General features: G+C 41.2%; 5 protein-coding genes. All 5 read left to right on the top strand.

Features of this window, described 5'->3' with window-relative positions:
• Positions 1-11: 11 nt before the first annotated feature.
• On the top strand, positions 12-9,035 hold the full coding sequence (locus tag F981_RS11800; RefSeq protein WP_004721811.1) for an MBG domain-containing protein: 9,024 nt from the start codon (positions 12-14) through the stop codon (positions 9,033-9,035).
• Positions 9,036-9,038: 3 nt separating this feature from the next.
• Entirely contained in the window at positions 9,039-10,724 is a 1,686-nt protein-coding gene (locus F981_RS11795) for a ShlB/FhaC/HecB family hemolysin secretion/activation protein (protein WP_004721809.1), read from the top strand.
• A gap of 488 nt (positions 10,725-11,212) precedes the next feature.
• The gene (gene hutC / locus F981_RS11790) at positions 11,213-11,965 is read left to right on the top strand and encodes a histidine utilization repressor (protein ID WP_004721807.1); all 753 of its coding nucleotides are present in this window, start codon (positions 11,213-11,215) and stop codon (positions 11,963-11,965) included.
• Complete coding sequence (locus F981_RS11785) at positions 11,962-12,543, top strand: HutD/Ves family protein (protein WP_004721804.1); 582 nt, start codon at positions 11,962-11,964, stop codon at positions 12,541-12,543. The genes hutC and F981_RS11785 overlap by 4 nt, the downstream gene beginning before the upstream one ends.
• Before the next feature lie 237 nt (positions 12,544-12,780).
• Complete coding sequence (hutU, locus tag F981_RS11780) at positions 12,781-14,457, top strand: urocanate hydratase (RefSeq protein WP_004721803.1); 1,677 nt, start codon at positions 12,781-12,783, stop codon at positions 14,455-14,457.
• Positions 14,458-14,460: the final 3 nt, after the last annotated feature.

Genomic DNA, 14,460 nt, shown 5'->3' with positions numbered 1-14,460 from the left:
TGGGGATTATCATGAATAAAATTTATAAAGTTATTTGGAATTCACAACTTAGGTGTTGGCAAGCCGTTTCAGAATTGGCAAAAAATCATAGCACTTCACAAAGTACTTTGGATCATAAAAACGCGCTGACGGGCACTGTTCAAAAAGTATCTGGGATAAATTTAATCCGATTGGCTTTTTGGGGGCTAGCTTTATTGCCATTATCGATTTATGCCGCAATTTCTAATACGGAACTGCCTACAGGCGCCAATATCACTCAAGGTTCAGCCAACATTTCCCAAAATGGCAACGTTTTAAATATTCATCAAAATAGTCAAAACCTTTCGACCAACTGGAATACTTTTAATATTGGTAAAGATGCGACGGTTAATTTTAATCAGCAAAACCAGTCATCTATAGCCATTAATCGGGTTTTGGATAGCAATGCATCGCAGATTATGGGGCGTTTAAATGCCAATGGGCAGGTGTTTTTACTCAATCCAAATGGTGTGGTTTTTTCTAAGACGGCTCAAGTGAATGTTGGCAGTTTGGTTGCTTCAACTTTAAGTTTGAACGATGCGGATATTCAAAATGGAAAATATACTTTAAAAGCCAATGCCAATAGCACAGCAACGATAGAAAATAACGGTACTATTCAAACTTTATCAGGTGGAACTGTTGCGCTGATTGCGCCCAATGTTAAAAATACCGGCTCTATTGTGACACCGAATGGCGTTACTCATCTCACTGCTGCCAGTCAAGTCACTCTTGCTTTACAGGATGGTTCACTCACCCAGTACCAAGTTGATCAAGGGGTATTCAAAGGTTTAGTAGACAATGGTGGTGCAATTCTTGCCGATAATGGGGCTGTATATTTAACTGCAAAAGCCAAAGACAGTTTAAGTAAAGCCGTGGTCAATCATAGTGGGATTATTGAAGCCAATCGCTTAAGCCAAAATGCCAAAGGTGAAATCATTCTGTTAGGTGATATGCAAAATGGTGAAACAAATGTCAGTGGCCTGCTTAAAGCTGAAGGGAAAAATGGTCAAGATGGTGGGTTTATTGAAACCTCCGCAGCTCAAGTAAAGATTGAGAATAGTACGGTGGTATCCTCTCATTCTGAGGGCGGGAAAATCGGAAAGTGGTTGATCGACCCTACCGATTTCAGTATTAATTCGGGTAATGCATCAGCAAGCAGTAGCGGCATAGGCGCAACCACTTTAGCAAGCAGTCTTGCAACCAGTAATGTCATATTGCTAACTAGCTCTACGGGTAACCAAAAGGGTGATATCAATGTTAATGCTGATGTAACTTGGGGGAGTGCGACCAGTCTGACTTTAAATGCACAAAATGACATCAACATTAATGCCAATATCACAGCGACCAATAATAGTGGCAAACTTAATTTGATATATGGACAAAACACGGGCAATACCAGCGCAAATTATTATATTAACAATGGCGCAAAAATAAACTTAAAGGCTGGGCAGAATTTTAGTACCCAAAAAGGCACGGCTGCTACTATTAACTATCAAGTCATTACGGCTTTGGGTGCACAGGGTTCGACAACAAGTCAAGATTTACAAGGGATCAACGGGAACCTGAGTGGTAATTATGTGTTGGGTGCAGACATAGATGCCAGCAGTACGGCGCTGTGGAATGGTTATACCGGATTCGACCCAATTGGCTTTTATAATGCAAATTTGAGTCCAACGGATCTCTCACAGCAGGCTTTTCGTGGACGGTTTGATGGATTAGGTCATGCGATTAGTGGATTAAGTATTGACTCTATGTATCAGGGCATTGGACTGTTTGCGATTACGCATCAGGGTGCACTTATACAAAATGTTGGACTGAATAGTATAAGTTATTCGGGTTATGGAAAAACAGGCGGGATCGTGGGGATTAATCTAGGCACGATTAATAATGTTTATGTCAATGCAGGCTTAGTCACAGGTAATACCGAGCAGTATGGCGGATTGGTGGGTTGGAACTATAATTCAGGAAATATTTTAAATTCTTATGCCAATGTGACTGTAAAAGGAAAATATTCGAATAATAATTATATTGGCGGTCTGGTTGGTTATAGTGATGGTGTTGTAAGTTCTTCTTTTGCAACAGGCGCGGTGACAGGAAATAATTATGTTGGCGGTTTAATTGGTGCTATATCAGGACAAATTAACAATTCTTATGCAACAGGTACTGTTATTGGAAGTCAGTATGTTGGAGGATTGGTGGGTTTCAATGGTGGCAGTGTTGACAAAAATTATTCTTCTGGAAGTGTAACTGGGGGGCAGTATGTTGGTGGTCTTGTTGGTGGTGGTAATGGTACAACCACAAATAGTTTCTGGAACACCAGTACTTCTGGAAGAACAAGCAGTGCGGGTGGTGTAGGAAAAACCACAACAGAACTTCAGCAAATTTCTACTTTTGCAGGTTGGGATATTGATGATGCAGGTGGTACAGGAAAAGTTTGGCGTATTTATGAAGGACGATCTGCGCCCTTACTACGTCATTTCCTAAAACCCTTGGTCACAGAAATTGTCGCTAATTTTTCTGACAAAATTTATGATGGATCGATAGCTTCTGGAACGCTGGCTTCAGGACTGAATTATAAAACAACCAGTAAAAATGCAGGGATTTATAGTTTAAATGATGGCTCAATTCTGATTAGTGGTGTTCCAATCGCGGCAAATACAACACAGTTTGGCGATGATGTAATTTATAAAGAAAATGGTGGTTCAGGTTCATTAACAATCGCGAAAAGAGATTTAAATATTAATGGCTTGAGCGCTGCTGACAAGGTCTATGATACATCAAAAGTAGCAACCTTATCGGGTACTGCTGGAGTGACAGTGCTGTCAGGTGATTCAGTGACACTTTCGGGTATTGGATTTGGATCATTTACTGATAAAAATGTGGGCAATAATAAAAATGTGATTGTGTCGGGTTATACGCTGACTGGAACAGATGCTTTAAATTACACCTTGCTACAGCCGACAAATCTTAAAGCCAGTATAACGCCTGCAGTTTTAACCATTAATGGAATAAGTGTTGCAGATAAAACGTATGATGGTTTGGCTATTGCGACCTTAAATGGCACTGCTTCAATCAATCCGTTTGCTGGAGACTTTGTTGGATTGACTGGTAGTGGTATAGGAACATTTACAGATAAGAATGCAGGAATCCGGTCTGTGATCGTAACAGGCTATAACTTAACAGGTGCGGATGCTGGAAATTATATTTTTAGTCAGCCTATAGGTTTAAGTGCCACAATTCACAAAGCGCAAGCCATTGTAAAGGCCAATAGTTTAAATACCGTCTATAACGGTAAAGATCAAACGGCTGCTGGCTTTAGTGCTATAGGTTTAGTCAATGGTGAAACTGAATCTGTATTGTCAGGTGTTTCTGCAACTGTCACAGGCAAAGATGCAGGCAAATACACCAACACAGTAACAGGTGTAGACAAGAACTATGATCTGACACTTATTGATGGCTCATTAGATATCGCCAAAGCTAAAGCGACAGTAACAGCCAATAGCGTATCAACCACTTATAACGGTAAAGATCAAACGGCTGTTGGCTTTAGTGCAACAGGTTTGGTCAATGGCGAAACTACAACTGTATTGTCAGGTGTTTCGGCAACTGTCACAGGTAAAGATGCTGGTAGTTATGCCAATACAGCCACAGGTACAGATAAGAACTATGAGCTCAGTTTTGTTAATGGCTCTTTGGATATCGCCAAAGCTAAAGCGACAGTAACAGCCAATAGTGTATCAACCACCTATAACGGTAAAGATCAAACAGCTGCTGGCTTTAGTGCAATAGGCTTGGTCAATGGCGAAACTACAACTGTATTGTCAGGTGTTTCTGCAACTGTCACAGGTAAAGATGCAGGTCAGTACACCAATACCGCCACAGGTATAGACAAGAACTATGAGCTCAGTTTTGTTAATGGCTCTTTGGATATCGCCAAAGCTAAAGCGACAGTAACAGCCAATAGTGTATCAACCACCTATAACGGTAAAGATCAAACAGCTGCTGGCTTTAGTGCAATAGGCTTGGTCAATGGCGAAACTACAACTGTATTGTCAGGTGTTTCTGCAACTGTCACAGGTAAAGATGCAGGTCAGTACACCAATACCGCCACAGGTATAGACAAGAACTATGAGCTCAGTTTTGTTAATGGCTCTTTGGATATCGCCAAAGCTAAAGCGACAGTAACAGCCAATAGCGTATCAACCATTTATAACGGTAAAGACCAAACGGCTACTGGCTTTAGTGCGAAAGGCTTAGTCAATGGCGAAACAGAATCAGTACTCTCAGGCGTAAGCGCAACGGTGACTGCTAAAGATGCAGGCAAATACAACAACACAGTAATAGGTGTAGACAAGAACTATGATCTGACGCTTATTGATGGCTCATTAGATATTGCTAAAGCTAAAGCGACAGTAACTGCCAATAGCGTATCAACCACCTATAACGGTAAAGATCAAACAGCTACTGGTTTTAGTGCGACAGGTTTGGTCAATGGCGAAACAGAATCAGTACTCTCAGGCGTAAGCGCAACGGTGACTGCTAAAAATGCAGGCAAATACAACAACACAGTAACAGGTGTAGACAAGAACTATGATCTGACGCTTATCGATGGCTCATTAGATATTGCGAAAGCTAAAGCCACCGTCACCGCCAATAGTTTAAATTCCGTCTATAACGGTAAAGATCAAACAGCTGCTGGCTTTAGTGCAACAGGCTTAGTCAATGGTGAAACTGAATCGGTATTGTCAGGCGTAACTGCAACAGTGACTGCTAAAGATGCAGGTCAATATACCAATACCGCAACAGGTATAGATAAAAACTATGAGCTAAGTTTTGTTGATGGTTCCTTAGATATCGCGAAAGCTAAAGCCACCGTCACCGCCAATAGTGTATCAACCACCTATAACGGTAAAGATCAGACAGTTGCTGGTTTTAGTGCGACAGGTTTGGTCAATGGTGAATCAGAATCGGTATTGTCAGGTGTTTCAGCAACAGTGACTGCTAAAGATGCAGGCCAATACACCAACACGGCAACAGGGCTAGATAAAAACTACGAGCTAAGCTTTGTTGATGGTTCCTTAGATATCACCAAAGCTAAAGCCACTGTCACTGCCAATAGTTTAAATACGGTTTATAACGGTAAAGATCAAACAGCTGTTGGTTTTAGTGCGACAGGTTTGGTCAATGGTGAAGATACATCGGTACTCACAGGCGTTTCAGCAACCGTAACAGGCAAAGATGCAGGTCAATATACCAATACCGCAACGGGTCTAGACAAGAATTATGATTTAAGCTTTGTTGATGGTTCCTTAGATATTGCCAAAGCCAAAGCCACCGTAACCGCCAATAGTGTATCAACTACCTATAACGGTAAAGATCAAACAACTGCTGGCTTTACTGCGATTGGTTTGGTCAATGGTGAAACAGAATCAGTATTATCCGGCGTAAGCGCAACGGTAACTGCTAAAGATGCAGGTCAATATACCAATACCGCAACGGGTCTAGACAAGAACTATGATCTGACGCTTATTGATGGCTCTTTGGATATTGCGAAAGCTAAAGCCACTGTAACAGCCAATAGTGTATCAACCACCTATAACGGTAAAGATCAAACAGCTGCTGGTTTTAGTGCGACAGGTTTGGCCAATGGCGAAACAGAATCGGTACTATCAGGTGTAACTGCAACGGTTACTGCTAAAGATGCTGGCAAGTACACCAATACCGCAACAGGTATAGACAAGAATTATGATTTAAGCTTTGTTGATGGTTCATTAGATATCGCCAAAGCCAAAGCCACCGTAACTGCCAATAGTGTATCAACTACATATAACGGTAAAAACCAAACGGCTGCTGGTTTTAGTGCAACAGGTTTGGTCAATGGTGAAACTGAATCAGTACTCTTAGGTGTCAGTGCAACGGTTACCGCTAAAGATGCTGGCAAGTACACCAATACCGCAACAGGTATAGATAAAAACTATGAGCTAAGCTTTGTTGATGGTTCCTTAGATATCGCTAAAGCCAAAGCCACTGTGACCGCCAATAGCGTATCAACCACCTATAACGGTAAAGATCAAACGGCTGCTGGCTTTACTGCGACAGGTTTGGTCAATGGTGAAACTGAATCTGTACTCTCAGGTGTAAATGCAACGGTGACTGCTAAAGATGCAGGCAAATACACCAATAGCGCAACAGGTATAGACAAGAATTATGATTTAAGTTTTATTGATGGTTCATTAGATATCGCCAAAGCCAAAGCAATTGTGACCGCCAATAGTGTATCAACTACTTATAACGGTAAAGATCAAACGGCTGCTGGTTTTACTGCGACAGGCTTAGTCAATGGTGAAACTGAATCAGTACTCTCAGGTGTAAGTGCAACGGTGACTGCTAAAGATGCAGGCAAATACAACAACACAGTAACAGGTGTAGACAAGAACTATGATCTGACGCTTATTGATGGCTCTTTGGATATTGCTAAGGCCAAAGCCACCGTCACCGCCAATAGCGTATCAACCACCTATAACGGTAAAGATCAAACAGCTGCGGGCTTTACTGCAACAGGTTTGGTCAATGGTGAAACCGAATCCGTATTGTCAGGTGTAACTGCAACGGTGACTGCTAAAGATGCTGGCAAATATACCAATAGTGCAACAGGTATCGACAAGAACTATGAGCTTAGTTTTATTGATGGTTCTTTGGATATTGCGAAAGCTAAAGCCACTGTCACCGCCAATAGTTTAAATACAGTCTATAACGGTAAAGATCAAACAGCTGCTGGTTTTACTGCAACAGGTTTGGTCAATGGTGAAACTACAAGTGTATTGTCAGGTGTTTCGGCAACTGTTACAGGCAAAGATGCAGGCCAATACACCAATACCGCAACAGGTCTAGATAAAAACTATGAGTTAAGCTTTGTTGATGGCTCATTGGATATTGCTAAGGCTAAAGCGACAGTAACTGCCAATAGTGTATCAACTACTTATAGCGGTAAAGACCAAACAGCTGCTGGTTTTAGTGCAACAGGTTTAGTCAATGGTGAAACTGAATCCGTACTCTCAGGTGTCAGTGCAACGGTGACCGCTAAAGATGCAGGTCAATATACCAATAGTGCAACGGGTCTAGACAAGAACTACGAGCTAAGTTTTGTTGATGGCTCTTTAGATATCGCTAAAGCCAAAGCTACTGTGACCGCCAATAGTTTAAATACAGTCTATAACGGTAAAGATCAAACTGCTGCTGGTTTTAGTGCTTCTGGTTTAGTCAATGGTGAAACCGAATCTGTATTATCTGGTGTAAGCGCAACGGTGACTGCTAAAGATGCTGGCAAATACACCAATAGCGCAACGGGTGTAGACAAAAATTATGAGCTAACTTTTGTTGATGGATCGTTGGATATTGCTAAGGCTAAAGCTACTGTAACCGCCAAAAGCATATCAACTACTTATAATGGTAAAGATCAAACGGCTGCTGGCTTTACTGCAACAGGTTTGGTCAATGGTGAAACTGAATCTGTACTATCTGGCGTTTCAGCAACAGTTGCCGCTAAAGATGCTGGTCAATACACCAATACCGCAACGGGTCTAGACAAGAACTACGAGCTAAGCTTTGTGGATGGTTCATTAGATATCGCCAAAGCTAAAGCTACTGTAACTGCCAATAGCGTATCAACCACCTATAACGGTAAGGATCAAACTGCTGCTGGTTTTACTGCAACAGGCTTGGTTAATGGTGAAACTGAATCAGTACTATCAGGCGTAACTGCAACAGTTACTGCTAAAGATGCTGGCAAATACACCAATACAGTAATGGGTCTAGACAAAAACTATGAGCTAACTTTTGTTGATGGTGCATTGGATATTGCTAAAGCCAAAGCCACCGTAACCGCCAATAGCGTATCAACCACCTATAATGGTAAAAATCAAACTGCTGCTGGCTTTAGTGCGACAGGTTTGGTCAATGGTGAAACCGAATCGGTATTGTCAGGTGTAACTGCAACGGTGACTGCTAAAGATGCTGGCAAATACACCAATACTGCAACGGGTCTAGACAAAAACTACGAGTTAAGTTTTGTTGATGGCTCATTGGATATTGCTAAAGCCAAAGCCTCCGTAACAGCCAATAGTGTATCAACCACCTATAACGGTAAAGATCAAACTGCTTCTGGTTTTAGCGCTTCTGGTTTAGTCAATGGTGAAACTGAATCAGTACTCTCAGGTGTCAGTGCAACGGTTACCGGCAAAGATGCTGGCAAATACACCAATAGCGCAACGGGTCTAGACAAGAACTACGAGCTAAGCTTTGTGGATGGTTCATTAGATATCGCCAAAGCTAAAATTAACCAAGTGACAGGCATTACCGCCAATAATCGTATTTATGATGCAACCACCAACGCAACATTAAATACTGGATCAGTACAATTCACTGGTATGGTTGCAGGCGATGAATTGAAAGTTGCTTCAGCAACAGGACAATTCAGTGATAAAAATGTGGGTATAGCAAAACAAGTCTCGATTCAGGGTGTCAGTTTAAGTGGTGCAGATGCACATAACTACGAGTTGGTGAATAACACTGCACAAACTACGGCAGATATTCGCCAAGCCAATATTCAAAACATCGCTGGAATTACGGCCAACAATCGTACTTATAATGGGTTAACTGCCGCTGAGCTTAATCTCAGCAACGCACAATTCAACGGTATCTACGCTGGGGACAATTTAAACGTTGCAACAGCAACAGGACAATTTGACAGTGCGACCACAGGGCAAGCAAAAAATGTATCGATTACAGGTTTAAGTCTAGGTGGCTTAGATGCTCAAAACTACAAACTTGTGGATACCACCGCTGTGACCACAGCTGATATTTATCTGTTAACCCCTGCAGCGTATTTACAAGCCATACAATTCAAACAACCTCGTTATTTGCCTGAAACCAATAACGTCTTAAATACAGTTGATTTAGATGTACGCCAAGGTGGAGTTAACACTACAGGTATTCAAATTTTGGCAGGGGAGCACTAATTGATGAAACAACAACATAATATATTGGCAATATCTGTAGCTGCTTGTCTGATGCTTTTGACCAGCAGTAACTATGCAGCGCCAGCACCTAATGCGGGTCAACTGTTACAACAACAGCAACAAGGACAAAGTCTTGAACCACAGGCTGCTGTTCAGGTAGAAAGTTCAGCAAGTAATAACGTACCTAATTCACCTGATATACAAATTCCTGTACGCAAAATTGAAATCACTGGAAATAGTCGTTTTAGTACAGCGCAATTGCATCACTTAGTGGCGGATGCCGAAGGTAAACAACTGAGTCTTCAGCAACTCTGGCAAGTTGCGCAAAAGATTACCACTTACTACCAACAACAGGGCTATGCATATAGCCGAGCTTATCTGCCTCAGCAGAATCTAAGTCAGGGCGTAGTACGTATCAATGTACTCGAAGCGTATTATGATCAAACTCAGATTGATAATCAAAGTCGAACGCAAAACTGGCTGATTGAACAAACCGTTGCGCCACTTAAACAAGGTGAGCGCATCAACAGTGACCAGATGCAACAACAACTCAAACTGCTCAATCGTTTAAATGGAGTCAATACCCGAAATGTTTTGACCCCTGGTGCAACAGTCGGAAGTAGCCAACTCAATGTTGAAGTACAAAATGCAGCCATGTTGAATGGTTATATTGGCGCAGATAACTTTGGTAATCGTTATACCAGTCAAGTGCGTGGAACCGCTGGAATTTCTGCCAACAACCTTGCCGGCTTAGGTGATGAACTAAGCTTAGATGTGATGACTGCAGGCAAACGCATGAACTACGGGCGCGTGGGTTATGCCTTTACCTTTACAGGAATGGGTACTCGGGCAGGCGCAAGTTATTCTTATCTAGATTATGAACTTGGAAAAGAGCTAAAAAACATTGGCGCAGAAGGGAGTGCTGCACAAAGTAGTGTATTCATTAGCCAACCTGCCTTACTGACCAACAATGCAGAAGTCCTTCTCAGCTTACAATACGATCATAAACAACTGAAAGATGATATTCAGCTCAATCAATATTACAAACATCGAAATATTGATGTGGTGACTGCCCGACTGGATGGCTCGCAGTTTGATCAATTCTTGGGTGGAGGTTTAACCCAATATGGTGCTTCAACTAGTTATGGTCGTGTGAAATTTAAAAATGATGATGCCGCTGCTTTAGATGCGCAAACAGCGAAGACAGCTGGAGACTACTATAGTGCTACATTGAATCTGTCACGCTTACAAAATCTGAGCAATAAGGGCACGCAAGGATATTTGGGAATTTATGGACAATACAGTCCTTATAATCTAGACAGTGCAGAGCAATATCTAGGTGGTGGTCCATTTAATGTGCGTGGTTATGAATCGAGTCAATTTGCAGGCTCTACAGGTTATTTGGCCACGGCAGAACTGAGACAAAGTTTATTTGCCGATGCAAAGCATCAGCTAACAGCGAAAGTATTTATCGATACAGCAGAAGTCACGTTAAATGCTAAGCGTTGGGCAGGTGTGACAGGCGATAATCAAGTTCAAATCAGTAGTGCAGGTTTAGGTTTGAACTGGACGAGTGCGTGGAATATTCAAGCCAATGCAGAAGTTGCCTTTCCAATTGGAAATACGCCAGAGCAGTTGCAAGACCGCGATAATCACCAGTACTGGTTGAGTTTAAGAAAGACTTTCTAATTTGATTGAATAAATAAGGAGGCTTTTGCCTCCTTATTTATGTCGCCACGCGATAGCAAAACGCTGTATGGTTAAACTCAATTTATTTGAGTAACGAAAAACTCCCTCCTTTAAAAAAGGTGAGAAGTATTAACTTTGCATGGGGGAGGATTCAAACAATCTGAGTAAAAACTTAGCAAAAGGGATTTAAAAACCTAGCTGATGAGAATAAAACTTACACAGCCACACTTTACATTTAAAGTTTAAATTCTTTTGCGTAGACGAAGTCAAACCTTGCGCTGCAAACAAAGCCGATTAATATTCGTTGGGTGACCGCTACACCATCTATGATTAAATGATGCAAAAGCAAAATGAGTAAATTGATATAAGTTGGAATGCCATTGATGAGTAATGGATATTTTTATCATGATTATTTGTATAGGCTTGTATATACAAATAACATCGACTCAAGCTACAATGATTTGAATATTTTGTATGAGTTTTAGCCAATGTCAAGAGCGTCAAAGCACAATGATCTAGACTTATCTCTAGAAGAAGATAGTCCTGTTCCTTTGTATTTGCGCGTGAAGCAAATGATTTCACAAAAAATTTATGAAGGAACCTGGACTGTAAATAAAAAAATTCCTTCAGAAAGTGAGTTGGTGAATTTACTAGGCTGTAGTCGTATGACAGTCAATCGGGCATTGCGCGAACTGACCAGTGAAGGCTTATTAGTCCGTATACAAGGTGTAGGGTCTTTTGTCGCTGAAGGACAAGGTCGTACAGCATTATTTCATGTGAACAATATTGCAGAAGAAATTATTGCGAGAAATCATAAACATCATGCTGAAGTATTGGTACTTGAACAAATTCAAGCCAATGAAGAACAAAGTCGGTTAATGCAAATTCGAGAAGGACAACGCTTATTTCACTCGATCATTGTGCATTATGAAAATGATGTGCCTGTGCAGATCGAAGATCGTTTAGTTGATCCCGTACTGATTCCAGATTATTTGGCACAAGATTTTAAAACTATCACGCCTAATGCCTATTTAATGTCAAAAGCACCTGTTACTGAAGGTGAGCATGTGGTTACGGCGATTCTTGCTTCAGCACAAGAATGTAAATGGTTAAAAATCAATAAAACAGAGCCTTGTTTATTGATCCGTCGTAGGACATGGTCCAATAAACAACTGATTTCTAGTGCAAGACTGATTTATCCTGGCAGTCGCTATTATTTGGAAGGTAAATTTACCCAATGATTGAGCTTTTAAAAGCCAGCCATTACAAAAAAATGCGATGGAAAAATGGCGAAGGCTATACGCTTGAAATCGCCCGTAGTGTCGGTGAAAGCTTAGCTGAGTTTGATTGGCGGATTTCGATGGCCGATGTGAAAACATCAGGTGATTTTTCCAAGTTTAATGGGATGAATCGCTTTTTGACGGTATTGGAAGGTCAAGGTCTTTCACTGCGTATAGATGATGATTTTAAGCATTTAAAAACATTGCAGTCCGTCGAGTTTCGTGGAGACAGCGTGGTCAGTTGTGAATTGCTGGCAGGGCACATTCGCGATTTTAATTTGATTTATAATCCAAAAAAGTTTGATGCACAGTATCAGTGGATTTTCTCTCCAGAAGCCTTAGAAATACCCATATTATCTGACGTGATGTTTATTTTTAATCAGAGTGTTGAGGTGTTAGTTATCGAAATTGGTCAACAGATTTTTCATTTGGAACATCAGGACAGTCTTAAACTCGAAGATGAAAAATCATTGCAAGCTATCACATTAAATCAGCAATTTTTAAAGCAAACTTGTCTAATACAACTCACAAAAATCTAAATTTTATTGATTTTACTTAAACGCATACAACCTTAAGTTGTCTGCGTTTTTTTGTTTTTATGAAAAATAAATCTATTTATTTTATATGTTTATAAATTTTTTTAAAAATAATTTAAAAAGCATCTTTTCAATATTAAAGATTTGTGTAGTATATAGATGTATATATAAGTTAGTACATTGCTATACAGTGAATGCAGTTTAATTTGCTGGTTTAAACTCAAAGGAAGGAGTCCTATTGTGACAACAACGACAACAAAATTTCGTGATGTAGAAATTCGCGCACCTCGTGGTACTAAGCTCAATGCAAAAAGTTGGTTGACTGAAGCTCCACTGCGTATGTTGATGAATAATCTTGATCCTGATGTCGCAGAGAATCCAAAAGAGCTTGTTGTTTACGGTGGTATTGGTCGTGCTGCACGTAATTGGGAATGTTATGACAAGATTGTTGAAACACTTAAAACTTTAGAAAATGACGAAACTTTATTGGTTCAATCAGGTAAACCAGTTGGTGTGTTCAAAACACATAAAGATGCACCACGTGTTCTTATTGCCAATTCAAACTTAGTTCCACATTGGGCAAATTGGCAACATTTCAACGAGCTAGATGCTAAAGGCTTGGCAATGTATGGCCAAATGACCGCAGGTTCTTGGATCTATATCGGCAGCCAAGGCATTGTACAAGGCACCTATGAAACTTTTGTTGAAGCTGGTCGCCAGCACTACAACGGTGACTTAACAGGTCGTTGGGTGTTGACTGCTGGTTTAGGTGGAATGGGAGGGGCTCAGCCTTTAGCTGCGACATTGGCAGGTGCATGCTCGCTCAATATCGAATGCCAGCAAGCCAGTATTGATTTCCGTTTACGTACACGTTATGTCGATGAGCAAGCCACAGATTTAGATGATGCTTTAGCGCGAATTGATCGTTATACCAAAGAAGGCAAAGTGATTTCGATTGCGCTACATGGCAATGCAGCTGAGATTTTACCTGAATTGATTCGCCGTGGTGTTCATCCGGACATGGTGACGGATCAAACCAGTGCACATGATCCTCTCAATGGCTATTTACCAATTGGTTGGACATGGGAAGAATATCGTCAACGTGCCAAAACTGAGCCAGAAGCAGTGGTAAAAGCTGCAAAACAATCTATGGCAAAGCATGTACAAGCGATGTTGGATTTCCAAAAAATGGGTGTTCCAACCTTTGACTATGGCAATAATATTCGTCAAATGGCGCAGGAAGAAGGCGTAGAAAACGCATTTGATTTCCCAGGTTTTGTACCTGCCTATATCCGCCCATTATTCTGTCGTGGTATTGGACCATTCCGTTGGGTTGCACTTTCAGGTGACCCTGAAGATATCTATAAAACAGATGCAAAAGTTAAAGAATTGATTCCAGACGATGAACATTTACATCGTTGGTTAGACATGGCAAGAGAACGGATTAGCTTCCAAGGCTTACCAGCACGTATTTGCTGGGTTGGTTTAGGCTTGCGTGCAAAATTAGGTCTGGCATTTAACGAAATGGTACGTAGTGGTGAGCTTTCAGCACCAATCGTCATAGGTCGCGATCATTTAGACTCAGGCTCAGTTTCCAGTCCAAACCGTGAAACTGAAGCAATGCAAGATGGTTCTGATGCTGTATCTGATTGGCCATTGCTGAATGCTTTACTTAATACAGCAGGTGGTGCGACTTGGGTTTCATTACATCACGGTGGTGGTGTAGGAATGGGCTTCTCTCAACACTCAGGTGTCGTGATTGTTTGTGATGGTACGGATGAAGCAGCAGCACGTATTGCTCGTGTGTTGACCAATGACCCAGCAACAGGCGTAATGCGTCATGCAGATGCTGGTTATGATATCGCCGTTGAATGTGCCAAAGCGCAAGGTTTGAACTTGCCGATGATCACCAAATAAAAG

The sequence above is a fragment of the Acinetobacter guillouiae CIP 63.46 genome (genome assembly GCF_000368145.1).
Classification (GTDB): Bacteria; Pseudomonadota; Gammaproteobacteria; order Pseudomonadales; family Moraxellaceae; genus Acinetobacter; species Acinetobacter guillouiae.
This window is presented reverse-complemented; position numbering and strand designations above follow the sequence as displayed.